Source organism: Aeromonas sp. SG16, assembly GCF_024436135.1.
Classification (GTDB): Bacteria; Pseudomonadota; Gammaproteobacteria; order Enterobacterales; family Aeromonadaceae; genus Aeromonas; species Aeromonas jandaei.
Genome location: NZ_JANFNW010000003.1, coordinates 50459 through 68404, shown reverse-complemented (window position 1 = coordinate 68404; position 17946 = coordinate 50459). Strand labels below are relative to the sequence as shown.

Here is a 17946-nt window from a genome sequence, read left to right as displayed (position 1 = left end):
TAGAAAACTGTCAACCGGACAGCAGTGTCCGGCGTTGATTACGGGTGCGGATCCGGCGAGGAGTTATTGGGCGTCGCATTGTCTCGCAAGAAGTTGCGCAGCAGCTGATCAATACGTCCGGAAAGAGTCAGGTCGATACTGGAGAGCTCGGTCGCCAGTTGCAGATCGCCGGGAGAGAGGGTGGGATCGCTCTGCAGCCGCCACTGGCGCTTGACACACTCCTCGGCACCGAACGCCTGCTCGACCCGGGCAATATCGTCGGGATGCAGCATCAGCGTCACCCCCTGTTCGGCGGCAGGCAGCAGGGCAATCCCCTGCTTGAGCGCCTCCAGCAAAATACGGGGAGAGGTTTCGGCCTCATGGCGGATGAGGGCCCGAGCCAGTTGCAACACCAGCGAGAGCAGCTGCTGCTCCACCGCCTGATCCAGCTCGTTGAGAGGATTGGCCAACCGGGCTACCAGTGCTTGCCAGTGAGCCATCTCCTGCTCCACCAGCTCGCGCCCCATGGCCAGCCCCTCTTCGCGCCCCTGCTCGAGACCGGCGGAATGGCCCTGTTGCAGCCCTTCCAGCTTGCCCTCTTCCAGCCCCTTGGCATAACCGGCCTCACGCCCTTCAGCCATCCCCTCTTCCCAGGCAGCCTGGCGAATTGCCTCCAGCTCCTCGGCGGTGATGGAGGGGGTCGGCTCCTGTTCGGGTTCCGGCTCGACGACCTCTTCTTCCTGCTGATACCAGTCGGGAGCCAGGCCGAGAGCGTTGGTCTCGACCTCGGCCTCGACCTCCATCTCGGGCCAACCCCAGGTTTCGATCCGGGCCTCGTCCCCGTCAGGCCGCACATAGCCACGCAGTTTGTTGTTCATGGATTAGCGCAGCTCCTCGCCACCGCCGGATACAGCCCCGGCAAAACCGTAGAGTGTATGGCCCATGGCTTAGAGGAACTCCTCGCCGCCACCGGCACCCAGCATGATCTCGCCGGCATCCGCCAGACGACGGGCAATGGAGAGGATCTCCTTCTGGGCGGCTTCCACTTCGGAAACCCGGATCGGCCCCATTGCCTCCAGATCGTCTGCCAGCATCTCGGCGGCACGCTTGGACATGTTCTTGAAGATCTTCTCGCGCATCTGATCGTCCGAGCCCTTGAGGGCCCGTTGCAGCAGATCGCCCGGCACTTCCCGCAACATGGTCTGGATGCCGCGGTCGTCCACATCGATGAGGTTCTCGAACACGAACATCAAATCCTGGATCTGCTGGCTCATCTCCTCGTCCGACTCGCGGATGGAGTCCATCAGCTGACCTTCGATGTTGGTGTCGAGGTAGTTCATGATGTTGGCCGCAGCCTTCAGGCCGCCCATCTTGGCTGCCTGGGCACCCGCCGCACCGGCGAACTGTTTCTCCATGATGTCGTTCAGCTCTTGCAGCGCCGCCGGTTGTACCTCTTCCAGGTTGGCGATACGCATCACCAGATCGAGGCGCACCTGCTCGGGGAACTGGCTCAGGATCTCGGCTGACTGCTCCGGCTCCAGATAGGAGAGCACGATGGTCTGGATCTGCGGGTGTTCGTTCTGGATGATGCTGGCCACCTGACGGGCATCCATCCACTTGAGCGAATCGAGGCCGCGGGCGCCGGAACCCAGAATGATCTGGTCCACCAGGTTGCTCGCCTTGTCTTCGCCAAGGGCGGCCACCAACGCCTTGCGCACGAAATCTTCGCTGCCGATACCGATGTTGGTGTACTTCTGGATATCGTCGATGAATTGACGGTGTACCGCCGCTACCCGGTCGTGACTGAAATCCGACATCGAGGCCATCGACATACCGAGCCGCTGCACCTGCTTGGGCTCGAGATGACGGAAGATCTGGGCCGCATCCTCTTCATTGAGGCTCAGCATCAGCACTGCCGCCATCTCCATCCCGGACATCTGCTCCAGAAGCTGGCGCTGACTGTCGGTGATGTCGTTGCCAGTTACCTGGCTCTTATTCTCTTCAGGCATCTTTGGTTACCCACTCTTTAATGACCTGAGCGGCCAGATCCGGCTCGTTCGCCACCAGGGCACGCACGGCCTTGAGCAAATCTTCATCCCGGTGCAGATCAGGCAGCTTGAGCTGACCATCGCGCAATCCGAACACCGGCTCTGCTTCGGCCTGAGCCGCCAGCAGACTCAACTCGTCGTCACCACCCAGCACAGTGTGGTTGTCGAAATCCAATTCGCCTTCCGGCTTGGCGTCCGGATAGAGCAGCCGCTTGAGCATGGGGCGAACCACGGTCACGATCAAGACGATAATGACCAGCACGGAGGCTGCGATACGCACCGCACGCCAGAACCAGGGTTCATCATAGACAGGGGTGGCCGCCACGGCTTCAAGCTCGGGACGGTTGAACGGGATGGCAACCACTTCCAGAGTGTCACCACGGGTCACATCAAACCCCAGACCACCGCTCAACAGACGACGCAGGGTATCGAGCTCAGCCTGGCTGCGCGCCTCGCGAGTCACCTTGCCATCAGCGGCAGTCATCGACTTGTAATCTACCGCCACGGAGACGGTCATGCGGCGGATCCCCCCCATCTGGCGACGGGTATGGCTGACGGTGGTATCCAGCTCGAAGTTGCGGGTGGCCTCTTTGCGTGAACGGCCATTGGCAGCGGAGCCACTCTCGCCGGCAGTCGCCTGCTCGGGAATGGTGGATGCTGCTGGCGGCTGGTTGCTGAGCGCCCCAGGGACACCACCGTTGCTGCTGCCGGAGCTGTTCTCTTCCAGCGTCATTTCGGAGCGCACCGCCGGCAGATCCGGGTTGTAGGTTTTGCGGGTCTGCTCCTGCTGGGAGAAGTCGAGGGAGAGATCCACTTCCGCCGTATAGTTGTCAGCCCCCAGTACCGGGATCAGAATGGCGTCAATTTTTTGTTTGTATTCGAGCTCCTGCTTCTGCTGCATCGCGAACTCTTTGCGAGTCTGGGCAGCAAGAGGATCTTGCGAGCCGGAGTTGAGCAGACGGCCGTTCTGGTCGGTGACGGTGACACGAGTCGGTTCGAGGCCGTGGACTGCCGAGGCAACCATATCGACGATGGAGTCCACCTCGCCCTGACCAAGAGCAGCCCCTTTCAGATTAACGACCACGGTCGCACTGGGTTTACGTTCGTTGCGGGCAAAGACGTTGTCTTTCGGGATGGCCAGCAGCACTTGCGCCTTGGCGACATTCTGGAACTGCTCGATAGCGCTGGCCAGCTGGCGCTCGCGGCTCAGCTTGAGGCGCTCCGCCTCCATCCGCTGGCTCACACCGAAGCTGGAGTCCTTCAGCAGGATATCTTCGCCGTCACTGCTGGCGTCGGTCACATTGGCCAGACCGGCACGGGTCAGCGCCAGCTTGATATTGGGGTAGTTCTCGGCACTGACCAGCACGCTCTTGCCATCCACCTCGTAGGGGATCTTCTGCTGATCGAGGAAATCGAGAGTTTTGACCAGCTCCTGGGTGGTATAGGTGCCGAGGGGACGCATGTCCGGCTCCTTGCCCCAGAGCAGGATAAACACGGCTATGGCCAGACAGATGGCAAGCCCCAGGATCAGGGTGATCTGGCGCAGTACATCGGTATTGGACAGAAAGCCCAGTGCCGAACTCTTCTGCTCATTCTCATCGAGGGCGGCAGTACCCTCATCGTTTAGCAGCAGATCGCCGTTTTGGTCAGTAGCCACGATTTATGTCCTTATTGCTGACATGTTCATGATGCCCGGTCGTCATGATTCGTTGAAATCCTTTATACCGGCATGTTCATGATGGTCTTGTAGGCATCGACCATCTTGTTGCGTACCTGTACCGTGGCCTCGAACGCGATGGAGGATTTCTGCCCGGCAATCATCACTTCGGCCAGATCCACTGACTTGTCACCCATATCGAAGCGGGTGCGCAGATCGTTGGCGGCGCCTTGCAATTCGTTGACGTTGCCCAATGCCTGTTGCAGCAGCAGGCCAAAGTCGGAACTGACCTGACGGCCCGGCTGTGCCAGCGGGGTTGCACCGGCCTCTACCTTGAGTGCCTGCATCTCTTGCATCAGGCTGCTTGCACTAATTTCCATTTTTCCATCCCCAGACAAATCATTGACGCTGACAGCCAACAAGCAATTATGATGCCAAACAACAGATCCAAGTCTGGACAAGAGTTGCAGCGAGGGGAAAGCACTGCAAGCCGATGAAGGGATAACGCCAGAGCGAAGAGAGGGTGAACCCTTTCTGAGGCGACCTTATTGGGTCAGATCCTTGTCGATCCAGTATTTGGATCCGGAGATATTGGCATCGAGCAGCAGCCCCTTCTCGCCAATCTGATAGATGGCCATGCCGCCGTTGTATTTGGCGGTCAGCTCGGCGCTCTCCTTGCCGGCCACCACGCCCACTTCGGAGGTGGCCTCCCAACCCTGGGTCACGAATGCATCGAATCTGGCCTTGTCTTCAAACAGGATCACCTGCTGATAAAACTTGCCACCGATCCCGGCTGCAAGACCCGCACCAAACATCCTCATATAGGTGTGTTTGCCGGTTTTCCGATTAACAGCCACACCGGCCCCCTGATTGGTGTGAAGCATCAGGGAGAACTTGCGCGAGTCGAAGACGGCGTAACCATAAGCCTTGTCAAACAACAACTTGGCTGATGGTTGTTCATTGAAGAGATGTATCAGCGCAGTATCGGACATGGTGTTGAGCGCAATCCTTGCCTCTTGTGCAGTCTTGGGGTTGACCATTTCCGTGAGTTTTTTGTCGGCGACAACCAACCACTCCTTACCGGTCGCTATGCTCTTGTCAGTCCAGACACCGGCGGTATTGAACGCCTCCTCACCCCAGGTCGAAATAGAGGCCCAGCTCTTCTTGGAGAAATCGCTGACATCCTGCCACACCTCCTTGCCGGTTTCGCTCAACGCACTTCCGAGATCAGATGCCGCAGCCTTGAGCTTCGCCCAGTCGGCATAGCAGGGGGAGATGGCCAGACTCACAGCCAGACCCAGCAACCACTTGTGATTCTTCATCCTTTTGCTCCCATATGCTTCGGCTTCATGGCATTCACCTATCCGCGCGGGTCAGGGCAAACACCTTGGACAATCTTGCGCATTATCGGGATGGGCTCCGCCATAAGCAATCTTCGAGTCCATGCCCATAAGTGAGATATGTGCCAAACCGACATAAAAAAGGCTGCCCACCGAAGGTGGGCAGCCTTGATAGTCAGCAAATCAAATCGCTTATTCGACCATCATCACCTTGCAGGTGTTGGTACTGCCGACGGTCTCCATCTTGTCACCGTGGGTCAGCAACACCATGTCACCGCTCTGCAGCAGACCTTTGGCTTTCAGGACATCCAGCGCATCGCGGCACACTTCATAGACCGGCTTGGTCTCGTCACCGTCAAACAGCACAGGGGTGACGCCGCGGTAGAGGTTGGTCCAGGCCAGGGTCTTGTTGTGCGGAGACATGGCAAAGATCGGCAAACCTGAGCTGATACGGGACATCAGCAGCGGGGTGGTACCGGATTCGGTCAGCGCCACAATCGCCTTGACCCCTTCCAGATGGTTGGCCGCATACATGGTCGACATGGCTACCGCTTCTTCGACAGAGGTGAAGGTGTAGTTCATGCGGTGGTTGGAGACGTTCAGGCTCGGATGCTTCTCGGCACCGACACAGACGCTGGCCATGGAGGTCACGGTCTCGATGGGGAACTGACCGGCAGCGGTCTCGGCAGAGAGCATCACGGCATCGGTACCATCCAGCACCGCGTTGGCCACGTCCATCACTTCGGCACGGGTCGGCAGCGGCGCATTGATCATAGACTCCATCATTTGAGTCGCGGTGATCACCACCCGGTTCAGACGACGGGAGAAGCGGATCAGCTTCTTCTGTACGCCAACCAGCTCGGGGTCACCGATCTCGACACCCAGATCGCCACGGGCAACCATGACGGCGTCGGAGCCGAGGATGATGTCTTCCATCGCTTCATCGGTGGCGACGGTTTCGGCACGCTCAACCTTGGCCACGATCTTGGCGTTGGAGCCGGCTTCGCGGGCCAGCTCGCGGGCATAACGCAGGTCATCGCCACAACGGGGGAAGGAGACCGCCAGATAGTCCACGTTCATACGGGCAGCAGTCTTGATATCTTCCTTGTCCTTCTCGGTCAGCGCCGGCGCGGAGAGACCGCCCCCTTTCTTGTTGATGCCCTTGTTATTGGAGAGCGGGCCAGCCACGGTGACAGTGGTCAGAATACGGGTGCCTTCGACGCTCTCTACTTTCAGCTGCACACGGCCATCATCCAGCAACAGGATATCGCCCGGCACGACATCGTTTGGCAGGTTCTTGTAGTCGATACCAACCTGCTCCTGACAACCTTCCCCTTTGCCAAGGGCCGCATCCAGCACGAATTTGTCACCGATTGCCAGATAGATCTTGCCGTCTTTGAAAGTGGAAACGCGGATTTTCGGTCCCTGCAGGTCACCCATGATGGCAACGTGACGGCCCAGCTTGGCAGCAATTTCACGCACCTGATTGGCGCGCAGGATGTGATCTTCAGGAGTGCCGTGAGAGAAGTTCATCCGCACCATGTCGGCACCGGCGCGGATGATCCCTTCGAGGATCCCTTCGCGGTCGGTAGCAGGACCGAGTGTGGTTACAATCTTTGTACGTCTAGGCATGAAAGACTCCGATATGAAGTTGATACGAGTTGAGATTCTGCCCCATCAAGCCAATGGCTCAATGCACCCGTTTGCAAGCCCTCTGGGTGGCTTTTGTTACTAAATTACAATACTACACCAAGGCGGGTGGCATAGACAGTCGGGGGCAAAGCCCCCAACCATTCAGGAAGAGTGCGGGGTTTCGAAGCGGGATTCGCGCAGTCCCTCTTTAACCTTCTTCAGGTTTTCGCGAAATTTCATTCCCCGGCGCAGGGTAAAACCGGTTGCCAGCACATCAACCAACGCCAGCTGGGCGATGCGGGATGCCATCGGCATGTAGACGTCGGTATCTTCCGGCACATCCATGGAGAGCACCAGATTGCACTCGCGCGCCAGCGGAGAGTCTTTGGCAGTCATGCCGATGACGGTGGCATCGTTCTCACGGGCCAGCGCTGCAATTTCCACCAGCGCCTTGGTGCGACCTGTGTGGGAGATCAGCACAACCACATCCCCTTCGCTGCTGTTGATGCAGCTCATCCGCATCATGACGATGTCGTCAAAGCTCACTACCGGAATGTTGAAGCGGAAAAACTTGTTCTGAGCATCGCGGGCCACTGCGGAGGAGGCGCCAAGGCCAAAGAAGCTGATCTTCTTGGACTGGGTCAGAATATCGACACAACGATTGATGGCGGAAATATCCAGACTGTTTTTGGCTGCATCAAGACAAGCCATGGTGGATTCGAAGATCTTGGCGGTATAGGTATCCGGACCATCTTCCGCTTCCACATGACGATTCACATAAGGGGTGCCATTGGCCAGGCTCTGGGCCAGATGCAGTTTGAAATCAGGAAATCCTTTGGTGTCAAGGCGACGGCAAAAGCGGTTGACGGTCGGCTCGCTGACATCGGCCATCTTGGCCAGGGCGGCGATACTGGAGTGAATAGCCGTCTGTGGGGATGCCAAAATCACTTCGGCGACCTTGCGCTCTGATTTACTGAAACTTTCCAAGTTGTTTGTAATTTTATCAAGGGTATTCATCATCACCACCAGGCATTTTGTAATTTAGCTTCAGTGTCTTTGCACTCAATTTACGGCTAAGCAGGTTTCCAATCAACCTGATGACTATACAAGACAAGCGGTTAACGCAACTAACACCCACAATACAAAGTATGACTCATCTCTAATTATTTCGTTCTTTTCGTTACAAAATGTCACTGCCGATTGAAACCGCTTACAAATGTTGCAAAGCAACAACACTGTGAGCGGGCGCACGTTTGTGCGTCTCCAACAGACGACCATCGCTTTGGCTCGGTTAGAATTGGCGGCAAATAATAATGTCGGGGCGCCACTGGTCGTCCACACCTTGTAACGAAGGAGTTGTTATGCAGCATACCCATGCACTGGTCGGCGATGTCGGCGGAACCAATGCTCGCCTGGCCTTGTGCGAACTGGCCACCGGCGCAATCTCTCAAGCCAAGACTTACTCAGGTCTGGAGCACCCATCTCTGGAAGCGGTCGTCCGCCTTTATCTGGAAGAGCACAAGGCTCAAGTCAATGAAGCCTGTATCGCGATTGCCTGTCCCATTAACGGTGACTGGGTCGCCATGACCAACCACAGTTGGGAATTTTCCATCAGCGAGATGCAGGTAAACCTTGGCCTTGGCCGTCTGCAGGTGATCAACGACTTCACCGCAGTCTCCATGGCAGTACCGGTACTGGCTGAGGAAGAGCGTATCCAGCTGGGTGGTGCAGCCCCCGTTGCCGGAAAACCTATCGCCATCTATGGTGCTGGCACCGGACTTGGTGTGGCACATCTGGTGAAAGCAGGCGAGCAGTGGCTCAGCCTGCCGGGTGAAGGCGGTCATGTCGATTTTGCAGCCAACAATGAAGAAGAAGATGCCGTTTTGCAGGTGATGCGCGGCGAGTTGGGGCATGTCTCGGCCGAACGCTTTCTCTCTGGTCCGGGCTTGGTCAATCTCTATCGCGGGCTGGTCAAATCAGACGGGCGTGAACCAGAAGCACTTGAACCCAAAGCGATCACCGAACGGGCGCTGGCCGGATCCTGCCTCGATTGCCGCCGTACCCTGAGCCTCTTCTGCGTGTTGATGGGTCGCTTTGCAGGTAACCTGGCCCTCAATATGGGCACGTTCGGCGGCGTCTATATCGCCGGCGGCATAGTGCCGCGTTTCAAGGAGTTCTTTATCAACTCGGGTTTTCGAGTGGCGTTTGAAGATAAAGGCCGCTTCAAATCCTATCTCAAGGAGATCCCGGTTTTCCTCATCACCCATGAGGGCCCGGGACTGCTTGGCGCTGGCGCCTACTTGCGTCAATCGATGGGTATGGCCATCTGATCCAAGGCGGGAATGGGGCTGAATGATCCATGGTTCAGCCTCAATTCAGTGATCTGGACATATAGTGTCGGCACGTAACCAAGAGAGCTGGAATTCACAAGGAGTGGAAACCACTTTCATCCACTGGATACGTTTGTCACCTGACAAGCCTGAACTGTTTCAACCGGCCCTCTGGCCGGTTTTTTTTATATTCAAATTACTGCGCCAGCGACTTCAACTGCGCCTTGTCAGGTGGATTACTCCAGTCGATAGGGCCGTGAGTAAAACGGTACTGCAGCCGCGGCAAGCTGGTCTCCAGCCACTCTTCCCGGAAATAGGCGTAGCCCTGATCCCAGTCTGGGTCATTGGCCCAACCGGTTTGCAGGAAATAGAGACGGGTACCCTGCCCTTCCGGTACAAAGCGAAGACAAACCTGAGTCTTTTGCTGGCGGATGTGCGGGAAAGAGGGAGGGAAATTCCAGCTGAAACTGAGCAGGTCATAGGGCATCACAGCCATCACCCGGCATCCTTCACTTCCTCGCTCCCCAAGCGGAGCATCCGGTCTGAAGTAGATCTCGAACGGGCCATTCGGTTCAGCCACCATCAAACACTCGGGCGCCAGAAAACTGCGCAGGCCACTCTCTGTTGTCCAGGCATGCCAGACATCGTCTATATGAGCCGGAACAAAGATGTTGCCTTCAATCTGTTTATTGTCCATAAATCAGCGAGCCTCAAGCCATCCATACAGGGGACTTCGGCAGTATAGCCCCATGCTCATGACAATAGACAGAGCTTAATCACGTCCTTGTCATTTACTTCTGAACAACAAAAAACCAGGCAAATATGATGTGCCACAGCCTGACCAGGGAGGTCACAATGATCCGCATAATGGAACCAAAAGATATTCCCCAACTAGCCCAGCTCTTCCTGAAAAGTCGCAGAGATACGTTTCATTGGGTAGAACCAGCCAGGTTCCAGCTCGATGATTTTGAGCAGCAAACAGCAGGAGAGGAAATATGGATTGCCGAACACGGAGGAAATATCTGCGGCTTTATTGCAATCTGGAAACCCGATAATTTTATCCACCATCTTTATGTTTCGACAGACTGGCATGGCCACGGGATTGGACGAGCCCTGATTGAACAGGGCCTTGCTACAGGCCCGGGCTCACTTAAAGTCGCCACACGCAATACTGCAGCAGTTGCGTTTTATCACCGGCTTGGCTGGATAGAGACCGAGGAGAGAGGTCACTGCGATCTTACTGGCCCCTGGTGCACACTAATCAAGGCTTAACCTTCACTCTGCCCTTTGGTTGGCAATAGCGGTGCTGGAGGAAAGAACCAGCGGTAGAGATCAAACCACCCATCACGCTCTGCAATCACAACCTCGTGTACCGGATCTCGCTGAAAAATCGCCACCTTGTTTTCCGTCAACGGCACCCAAGCATAGTTAACCAATGCGTACTGGGACTGGATGAGATTGTATTCGTTCAGATAAGAGTCGTCCTTGCCAGACTCGTGGAGCTGTACCCTGCTGTCGATGAGATATACCAGCTGGTCAAACAACGTCAGTTGAAATCCGGTTATCCGCCATTTCTCCTTGGTGGACTCTTCCTCCTCAATCACGGTGATCTTGCCCCAACGACATACCCCATGATAATTGACGCCATTCGCAGACATTCGAAGTTCGTAATGACATCCTAGGCTGTTAATGAACATCCCCGCGACAAAAAACAGTACCAAGGACAGCGGTAGAAACATCAAGGCATTTTTCAACGTTCGTTTCATCAGCCATCCCTTAAGGCGTTTGTTCTAACTCTTGGTAGGAAAAAATACGCACCTGATGGCCCGAGATCAGAACCAGAGAATCAGGCTTGGTGACAGGTACTTCGCTTTTGGCTTCCATACGGCAGACAAGTCCCAAAGCGCCCTCGCCACAGCTGACGTGGAGCCATTCAAAATGCAAATAACTGGCAACAGAAAGCAATAACAAGACCAAAGCAATATTTATATAGGTCAAGGTTTTTGCCAACATCGGCCGCCCCAAACGACGCAGCATTGCAAACTTGATACGTTGCATGAGGGATGTTGCCTCGGCTGTTGTGGGGGCAACTACCTTATCACCGGATGAAGAGGCTGTTTCAGGAGACGTAAGATGGGAGGATGTAGCAATGATCTCATCCGATATGGGATATACGTCAGTGACCACATTTTCGGGTTCCTGATAGCCATATCCCGCGATGACCTTGCAATTCAGATGCAAGGAATAACCCTTTTTAGGCGTACTTTTTATATCGAGAATCTGAGGCGTCTGGACGAAGTGGCGACGGATATTGGCAATAGCTACGTTCAATGAATTGGGGCTGATAGGACGCCCTTGCCAACCAATATCCAGCAGTAAATCCTTGTCACACACTTCATCGGGATGATCCAGTAAATAGCAAAAGATGAGAGACTCAGCCGATGAAAACCGGGCTGTCTTGCTGGTTTGTGCAGCCTCTGAATCCGCACCAAAAACCAGCTCCCGCCTTTTAACATCAAAAACACAATCACCGAAATGGTAGGTTGATATGTTATTGCCCGTCGCAACGCCTGTCATATCAACCCCTTGCTATTTTCTTCATCGTCAAGCAAACCGGAATCCACATCCAGATAGAATCAAACAGCTCCGAAAACGGCCTGCCATCGCGGGAAATTCTAATGGGTAAGGATCTGCTTCACAATAGGAGCGAGAGAAGTGTACGACGGGAAAATCAGGGCAGTATCTAACTGTATCACCTTTCAAAGGTTCCCCCGGCCAGACCGGGGGAACAGGCAGGATGAATCCGTTGTTTGGTATGTCATAAAGACAACCGTTTCAGACCCTAAACTGCTTCAACAATGTGTCCAGCTGGGCTGATAACTGACGCAGATCGCTGCTCGCTTCGGCAACCTGAGCAACTCTTCCAGCATTTTCACTATTGAGTGTCGCAATCCGGTTGACGCTGTGGCTCACCGCCTCGGCAACCGAGTGCTGCTCCTCCGAAGCCTGCGCAATATACATGTTCATCTCGCGGATCAGGCTGACCTGATTCTTTATCTTCTCAACCGACATCTGCACATCAGCTGCTTCAGCGCCAGCCTGTGACGCTCTATCCTGACTCTGTTGCATCCCGGCCCCCACATTCTGGGTAGCCTGCTGCAAACGCTTAATGCTGGCGCTGATCTCTTCCGTTGACTGGCGAGTACGCCCAGACAACGTCCTCACCTCATCGGCCACAACGGCAAAACCTCGCCCTTGGTCTCCGGCTCTCGCAGCCTCGATAGCAGCATTAAGCGCGAGAAGATTGGTCTGTTCGGCAATGCCGTTGATCACTTCGATAATATTGCCGATGCTGTTGCTCTCGGTAGACAACGAACGCATCAGTGTCGCAACCCGTTCCACTTCACCCACCAGCTGTCTGATCGCCTCATTGGCATGACCTGCCAGACTATATCCCTGCTCTACATAAAGATTGGCCTCATCGGTCGCCGTAGAGGTTTTCACTGCATTACCTGCTACTTCCTGCACTGCCTGGCTCATCTCGGTGATAGCCGTTGCAACCTGATCCAGTTCGGATTGCTGGGCATCGCTACCACTGCGGGTATCAGCAGACAAATTGTCACACCGCTCTGCCGTTTGCAGTACCCCGGCCGACAACTCGTTAATCTCCGCCACCATCTCCTGCAGCTTGGCAATAAAGTGGTTGATGTTGATAGCAAGCGTACCCATCTCATCCTGACGGCTGATTTTCAAACGCTGGGTCAGGTCACCATCTCCTTGGGCCAAATCGAACACGGCTTGATTCATCTGGTTGAGCGGTCGCAGCACATTGCGATGTATCAGAACCATCAGCAAGGCGATGATGCAGATATCAAGCACCACAATCTGCCAAACAGTGGTAATCAGTTGCTGCCGCAGGTGTGCCTGAATAGCGGCATCGCTGGTATGCACCAACAAGCGGGCAACCGTCGTCTTTTGGCCGCTGTCGTCATAAACCAGATCATGACCACTGTATGTGCTGATATCAGCGGGGATTGTACTGATCGGTGCAATCGACCCCGCCTCATCACGAGAGAAACCGGCTACCAACTTGTCCTTGCTGACCACCAGCAAAGCACTCAGCATGTCGGCAGCCAGCTCAGACTTGAGCGATGCCTCGATAAATGAAGATTCGTAGTTCCACAAAGGTCCGGGCAAAGAGAGCTGCAGCCGGCTGATGGCCTGGTCCACCAGCTGCGCTTGTTTGCTGTAGCTCTCCGCCCTGGAGGCACTGTAATTGTACCCCCCAAACAACACCAACAGCAGACTCACCGACAGGGAGGTCAGCACGGCGATCCTGAATTTCAGACTTTTCCAATCCATGGCTTCCTCCCGGTATTAACGGCAGCCCGAGCAGTAAGACTTACTGGTACTTGGCGTTGATCTTCTCGATGGTGCCATCTGCTTTCATGGCAGCCAGGATTTCATTCAACTTTTTAATAAGCTCATCAGGGGTATCTTTGTTGAACGCCAAACTCATCTGGGTTTCCTTGAACACGAACACCGGTTTGGGATTGGCTGCCTTCTCCTTGTTCGCCAGATAGGGAGCCAGATACTGACCAGTTGCCCACAGATCGATACGTCCAGCCTCCAGTTTTTTCACGTTTGCCGTATCGTTGGCGGCTAGCTGCAACTTGGAAAAACCCTGTGCTTTCAGATACTCGGCAGCAGCATCGCCGTTATAGCCGCCGACCGAATACTGTTTGGCATCGTCCAGCGACTTGATCGAAATATTGGCAGTGGAGCTGGAGAAGAAGACCCAGTTATTGTTGACTAAGGGGCCAACCCATTTGAACAGAGTTTCACGCTCCGGCGTGCGAGTCGTGGAATAAAGCGCGGTGTTGGGGGTACTGAGGGTATCTTCATAAGCCCGTTTCCAGGGCATCAGGGTAATCTTGTATTCAACTCCCGCGCGCTTGAACAGCTCTTCAACAACCTCGGTAGAGAGGCCTACAATCTTGCCCCCTTCTCCTTGCATATTGAACGGTGGGTAATCCTCAGTCATCACGTTTAGCGGCGCAGCCTGTGCCGCTCCCAACGCCAGCACGGAAGAGACTGAAAACAGGGCACCTTTCCACAACAATTGATAGTTCATTGCGACCTCGCTTTGCTTGCCATTCATCCCTAAACCCCCGCCGTCATCAATGGCTGGGCTGTATGACCCGAACTCGGGCCGTGCCGGTTTTCACGGCTCGCTACCCGCAAATCAGATACGCAGCAGCAAACAGATTCGAATGGTGTTAGCAAGCCACCATTTGGAGAAATGTGGCTCGAACAAAATCTGTGGCCAAATGGCAATGAAAGAGATAGGGGCAAGTAACCGTGGATGAGTTACAACGTGAAATGCATCCAACCTTGATGTGATATACGAAGGCACCTTGATAAGGTGCCAACACGTGATCAGGAAAGAATGAGTGAGAACACCAACATCCATTTTCTCGTCCCTGCTCAAGACTGCCTAAGAGCCAAACCTGTCCTTTAGCTAAGGCCACGAAGAGAGATCCGTCAAATAGGTGCAGCGACATAAAGTCGCTGGCGAGGCAATCCTTGATCCATGACAAAAAAGAGAAAGCATAAAGCCACCGCGAGGTGGCTTTATGCTTATCCGCTTGAGACGTCTGGCAAAAATCAATCCTTGGCGGAGTCCATAACCCCCTCTTCGGAGTGGGCTGGCAGGATCAGGTTGAGCAGGATAGCGGCAACAGAAGCCAGACCAACACCAGCCAAAGCGAAGTCACCGATCTTCATCTCCAGCGCACCTACACCCACGGTCAGGGTTACGGCCACGATGGCGATATTGCGCGACAATCCCAGATCCACTTTGGATTCGACCAGCGTCTTGAGACCGATGGCAGCGATGGATCCGAACAGCAGCAGCATGATCCCACCCATCACCGGCATCGGGATGGAGGTGAGCAGCGCATTGAACTTGCCAAAGAAGGCCAGAATGATGGCGAATACCGCAGCCCAGGTCATGGTAACCGGATTGAAGTTGCGGGTGATCATTACTGCGCCGGTTACTTCTGCATAGGTAGTGACGGGAGGGCCACCGATCAGACCAGCGAAGCAGACGCCGATACCGTCACCGGCCAGAGTACGGTGCAGACCCGGATTTTTGGTGTAGTCCTGACCAGTCACACCACCAATGGCGAGCACGCCACCGATATGCTCGATACAGGGAGCAATCGCCACCGGCAGCATGAACAGCGCTGCGGCCCAGTTGACCTCAGGGGTTTCAAAGTGAGGCAACGCCAGCCAAGGGGTGTTGATCAGACCCTCGAAGTTAACCTGTCCCATCAGTACGGCAGAGACATAACCGGCAATCACGCCACACAGGATGGGGATCAGCTTGATCCACCCCTTGCAGAACACGGCAGCAATAAGGGTAACCGCCAGCGAAATACCGGCCAGAGTCAGCGCGGTTGATGCAGGAACAACCTGCTCGCCACCGGCACGCCCCATCGCCATATTGCAGGCCACCTGTGCCACGGAGAGACCAATCACCATGATCACCGGGCCAATCACCACCGGCGGCAGCAATTTATGGACAAATCCCATCCCTTTCGCCCGGATCAGCGCAGCCAGAATGAAATACATGAAACCGGCAGCAAACAGACCGAACATGGTGGACGGCAAGCCCCAGGTCTGGGTGGCATAGATGATGGGAGCAATGAAAGCGAAGCTGGAGCCCAGAAAAATGGGCACTTGGCGGCGGGTACAGAGCTGGAACAACAGGGTGCCCACACCGGCGCCAAGCAGGGCCATGGAGGGGTTCAGTCCGGTGAGCAGAGGCACCAGAACCATGGCACCGAAGGCAACAAACAGGATCTGCAGCCCGGCGACACTTTGCTTGACTAGGGAAAACATGGATGTCCTTAATTTTTTGATAACTGATAGGGATATTTGACACTTTTCAGTTATCGAAAGACGCTTTCAAGGTAAAAAGTGAGCATCTTGGCATCACAAATTACGTTTTACTGCTTGGGGAGGGCATGAAACAGGCTTTTTAGGCGGGATTCGTTGCTACAAGCATCGAGTATGCGATTTTACGTGCTTTTGTGACAAACGCCAATCGTTTTTCCATCATGTTTGCTTTACAGGTCTCCGCTCAAGGTCGCCGAGCACAGCTCTATACTTGACCACATGGTTCAAAATGGACAAGGAGTCCTCCATGCCAAAACCCCCTTTCAAACCGACACAACGCAGGCTCCTGATTGGTTCTGCCATTGCATTAGCCCTATTTGCCAACCCGTTTAGCTATGACTTTGCCCATCAAGAGTGGCAGGTGACCAAGGCATTTGCCGAGTCCTGCTTCGTTGCTGGCACCCGCATCACCATGGCCGATGGAAGCGAACGTCTCATAGAGACATTGCAAGCAGGTGAACGAGTTCTGGATCAATATGGCCATACCAACCAGATCTTGGCGGTAGAGCGTGTGCTCTTGGGTGATCGCAGACTCTATGGCATCAACCAACTGCCTCCTTTCTTTACCGGCGAACACCCATTCCTGACCACTCGCGGTTGGGCTGCTATCTCACCAGCCATGACTCGTGTCGAAAACCCGACATTGATTGTATTGCCCCTATTTACCGGCATGCGGCTTCTGGGATGGTCGGCCGCCGCTAACACTGGCAACCTGGCTTTGGCACCGCAACCGGTTGAGCGGCTGGTGGAATCCCTCTATTGGATTGATGCTCCACCTACCACAGAGCTGTTCAACCTGGTTCTTAATGGTACCCACAGCTATATAGCCAATTCATTAATCGTGCATAACAAGGATGGTAATGGGGGTGGTAGCGACCATAGTGGTGGTGGCAGTGACCACGGGGGCGGTGGTAGCGACAATAGCGGCGGTGGCAGTGACCACGGGGGCGGTGGTAGCGACAATAGCGGCGGTGGCAGTGGCCACGGAGGCGGTGGTAGCGACAATAGCGGCGGTGGCGGTGACCACGGGGGCGGTGGTAGCGACAATAGCGGCGGTGGCGGTGACCACGGGGGCGGTGGTAGCGACAATAGCGGCGGTGGCAGCGACCACGGAGGAGGTGGTAGCGACAATAACGGCGGTGGCAGTGAACATGGAGGAGGTGGTAGCGACAATAACGGCGGTGGCAGTGAACATGGAGGTGATGAACACGCTGGAGGAGACCTTCATGCCGGTGGTCGTGGCCTTGGCAACGGGCTTGATGACAACGGCGTAGACGCCGTCGATGCCAACGGCAACAAACTCAGAGGTGATGGAACGGTCGATGATAATGGCGTAGACGCCGTCGATGCCAACGGCAACAAACTCAGAGGTGATGGCACGGTCGATGATAATGGCGTAGACACCGTCGATGCCAACGGCAACAAACTCAGAGGCGATGGCACGGTCGATGATAACGGTGTGGATGCCGTCGATGCCAATGGCAACAAACTCAGGGGCGATGGCACCGTCGATGATCGCCAGCAAGTGCTTACCGATGAGCAGGAGCGTGCGCTGCTCAACAACGGTTTTCGCCAACAGGGGCAACCATAATGCGTTATCTGCTAACACTCCTCCTGCTCGGCCTCGCAGGCTGCGCCACGGTCGACACACAGCCGCTTTACCATCAAATGGATAAGGCAGATGTTCAACTGGCCAATCAGGCACTTGCCAAGGCGCTGGAAACCCGCACCAAAGGGCAGAGCCTCACCTGGTTCAATCCGGCCAACCGTCACTCGGGTAGCGTCACCCCGCTGCGCACCTTCCGCCATACCAGCGGGGAGTGGTGTCGCGACTATCGCGAGCAACTCTATATCGGCAAGGCCAGCCAGCAGTGGCAGGATACCGCCTGCCGCAATCAGCAAGGGAGCTGGCGGCCACTACGCACTTAGTGCGTGACGGGATAAACGAAGGGGGTAGCAGTGCTACCCCCTTGTCATCTTGGCCGACCCGTTATCCA

17 protein-coding genes are annotated in these 17946 nt (G+C 55.3%); 4 read left to right on the top strand and 13 right to left on the bottom strand.

From position 1 onward, the window contains the following. Positions 1-38 precede the first annotated feature (38 nt). From fliH to NOM67_RS10270, 7 genes are all read right to left on the bottom strand, one after another. Positions 39-857 carry a flagellar assembly protein FliH gene (gene fliH / locus NOM67_RS10300; protein ID WP_156853257.1) on the bottom strand — a complete coding sequence of 273 codons (819 nt, stop codon included), beginning with the start codon at positions 855-857 and terminating at the stop codon, positions 39-41. Positions 858-926: 69 nt separating this feature from the next. Further along, on the bottom strand, positions 927-1988 hold the full coding sequence (gene fliG, locus NOM67_RS10295) for a flagellar motor switch protein FliG (RefSeq protein ID WP_033114465.1): 1062 nt from the start codon (positions 1986-1988) through the stop codon (positions 927-929). Then, on the bottom strand, positions 1981-3684 hold the full coding sequence (fliF, locus tag NOM67_RS10290) for a flagellar basal-body MS-ring/collar protein FliF (RefSeq protein WP_033114466.1): 1704 nt from the start codon (positions 3682-3684) through the stop codon (positions 1981-1983). Before fliF ends, fliG begins: the two co-directional genes overlap by 8 nt. Positions 3685-3746: 62 nt before the next feature. Further along, positions 3747-4064, bottom strand: a complete 318-nt coding sequence (gene fliE, locus NOM67_RS10285; protein WP_041208924.1) for a flagellar hook-basal body complex protein FliE — start codon at positions 4062-4064, stop codon at positions 3747-3749. Between the two features lie 165 nt (positions 4065-4229). After that, the gene (locus NOM67_RS10280) at positions 4230-5006 is read right to left on the bottom strand and encodes a hypothetical protein (RefSeq protein ID WP_201965634.1); all 777 of its coding nucleotides are present in this window, start codon (positions 5004-5006) and stop codon (positions 4230-4232) included. 210 nt (positions 5007-5216) lie between these two features. Next, positions 5217-6656: a pyruvate kinase gene (pyk, locus tag NOM67_RS10275; RefSeq protein WP_255936661.1), complete on the bottom strand. Its 1440-nt coding sequence runs from the start codon at positions 6654-6656 to the stop codon at positions 5217-5219. A gap of 162 nt (positions 6657-6818) precedes the next feature. Beyond that, positions 6819-7676, bottom strand: coding sequence for a MurR/RpiR family transcriptional regulator (locus tag NOM67_RS10270; RefSeq protein WP_005347620.1), 858 nt, complete (start codon positions 7674-7676; stop codon positions 6819-6821). A gap of 293 nt (positions 7677-7969) precedes the next feature. On the opposite strand from NOM67_RS10270, the gene glk reads away from it, so the two are divergent. Beyond that, the gene (gene glk, locus NOM67_RS10265) at positions 7970-8986 is read left to right on the top strand and encodes a glucokinase (protein WP_198505905.1); all 1017 of its coding nucleotides are present in this window, start codon (positions 7970-7972) and stop codon (positions 8984-8986) included. 196 nt (positions 8987-9182) lie between these two features. On the opposite strand, the gene NOM67_RS10260 is transcribed toward glk, so the two are convergent. Then, positions 9183-9683, bottom strand: coding sequence for an SRPBCC domain-containing protein (locus NOM67_RS10260; RefSeq protein ID WP_041208927.1), 501 nt, complete (start codon positions 9681-9683; stop codon positions 9183-9185). 158 nt (positions 9684-9841) lie between these two features. On the opposite strand from NOM67_RS10260, the gene NOM67_RS10255 reads away from it, so the two are divergent. After that, positions 9842-10258 (top strand): GNAT family N-acetyltransferase, encoded by a 417-nt coding sequence (locus NOM67_RS10255; RefSeq protein WP_255936656.1) that lies wholly within the window; start codon positions 9842-9844, stop codon positions 10256-10258. Here NOM67_RS10255 and NOM67_RS10250 read toward each other — a convergent pair. The 5 genes from NOM67_RS10250 to NOM67_RS10230 form a co-directional block, all read right to left on the bottom strand. Continuing rightward, positions 10255-10752 (bottom strand): hypothetical protein, encoded by a 498-nt coding sequence (locus tag NOM67_RS10250; protein WP_043849979.1) that lies wholly within the window; start codon positions 10750-10752, stop codon positions 10255-10257. The two genes, NOM67_RS10255 and NOM67_RS10250, sit on opposite strands and share 4 nt — an antisense overlap. A 10-nt stretch (positions 10753-10762) precedes the next feature. After that, a complete protein-coding gene (locus NOM67_RS10245; RefSeq protein ID WP_255936652.1) occupies positions 10763-11563 on the bottom strand; it encodes a winged helix-turn-helix domain-containing protein in 801 nt (266 codons plus the stop codon). Between the two features lie 258 nt (positions 11564-11821). Further along, positions 11822-13348 (bottom strand): methyl-accepting chemotaxis protein, encoded by a 1527-nt coding sequence (locus tag NOM67_RS10240; RefSeq protein ID WP_255936649.1) that lies wholly within the window; start codon positions 13346-13348, stop codon positions 11822-11824. A gap of 40 nt (positions 13349-13388) precedes the next feature. Then, entirely contained in the window at positions 13389-14120 is a 732-nt protein-coding gene (locus NOM67_RS10235; RefSeq protein ID WP_042031631.1) for an ABC transporter substrate-binding protein, read from the bottom strand. Between the two features lie 533 nt (positions 14121-14653). Beyond that, the gene (locus NOM67_RS10230; protein ID WP_042031576.1) at positions 14654-15892 is read right to left on the bottom strand and encodes a uracil-xanthine permease family protein; all 1239 of its coding nucleotides are present in this window, start codon (positions 15890-15892) and stop codon (positions 14654-14656) included. A gap of 304 nt (positions 15893-16196) precedes the next feature. Between NOM67_RS10230 and NOM67_RS10225 the strand changes: the two genes are divergently transcribed. Further along, complete coding sequence (locus NOM67_RS10225; RefSeq protein WP_255936645.1) at positions 16197-17540, top strand: Hint domain-containing protein; 1344 nt, start codon at positions 16197-16199, stop codon at positions 17538-17540. After that, positions 17537-17878, top strand: coding sequence for an RT0821/Lpp0805 family surface protein (locus NOM67_RS10220; protein ID WP_041208936.1), 342 nt, complete (start codon positions 17537-17539; stop codon positions 17876-17878). The genes NOM67_RS10225 and NOM67_RS10220 overlap by 4 nt, the downstream gene beginning before the upstream one ends. Positions 17879-17946 lie beyond the last annotated feature (68 nt).

Excerpts from the sequence above, each read along its gene's own strand:
- fliH (WP_156853257.1), bottom strand. The coding sequence starts at position 857 with ATGAACAACAAACTGCGTGGCTATGTGCGGCCTGACGGGGACGAGGCC.
- fliG (WP_033114465.1), bottom strand. The coding sequence starts at position 1,988 with ATGCCTGAAGAGAATAAGAGCCAGGTAACTGGCAACGACATCACCGAC.
- fliE (WP_041208924.1), bottom strand. The coding sequence starts at position 4,064 with ATGGAAATTAGTGCAAGCAGCCTGATGCAAGAGATGCAGGCACTCAAG.
- NOM67_RS10280 (WP_201965634.1), bottom strand. The coding sequence starts at position 5,006 with ATGAAGAATCACAAGTGGTTGCTGGGTCTGGCTGTGAGTCTGGCCATC.
- pyk (WP_255936661.1), bottom strand. The coding sequence starts at position 6,656 with ATGCCTAGACGTACAAAGATTGTAACCACACTCGGTCCTGCTACCGAC.
- NOM67_RS10270 (WP_005347620.1), bottom strand. The coding sequence starts at position 7,676 with ATGATGAATACCCTTGATAAAATTACAAACAACTTGGAAAGTTTCAGT.
- glk (WP_198505905.1), top strand. The coding sequence starts at position 7,970 with ATGTCGGGGCGCCACTGGTCGTCCACACCTTGTAACGAAGGAGTTGTT.
- NOM67_RS10260 (WP_041208927.1), bottom strand. The coding sequence starts at position 9,683 with ATGGACAATAAACAGATTGAAGGCAACATCTTTGTTCCGGCTCATATA.
- NOM67_RS10255 (WP_255936656.1), top strand. The coding sequence starts at position 9,842 with ATGATCCGCATAATGGAACCAAAAGATATTCCCCAACTAGCCCAGCTC.
- NOM67_RS10250 (WP_043849979.1), bottom strand. The coding sequence starts at position 10,752 with ATGAAACGAACGTTGAAAAATGCCTTGATGTTTCTACCGCTGTCCTTG.
- NOM67_RS10245 (WP_255936652.1), bottom strand. The coding sequence starts at position 11,563 with ATGACAGGCGTTGCGACGGGCAATAACATATCAACCTACCATTTCGGT.
- NOM67_RS10240 (WP_255936649.1), bottom strand. The coding sequence starts at position 13,348 with ATGGATTGGAAAAGTCTGAAATTCAGGATCGCCGTGCTGACCTCCCTG.
- NOM67_RS10235 (WP_042031631.1), bottom strand. The coding sequence starts at position 14,120 with ATGAACTATCAATTGTTGTGGAAAGGTGCCCTGTTTTCAGTCTCTTCC.
- NOM67_RS10230 (WP_042031576.1), bottom strand. The coding sequence starts at position 15,892 with ATGTTTTCCCTAGTCAAGCAAAGTGTCGCCGGGCTGCAGATCCTGTTT.
- NOM67_RS10225 (WP_255936645.1), top strand. The coding sequence starts at position 16,197 with ATGCCAAAACCCCCTTTCAAACCGACACAACGCAGGCTCCTGATTGGT.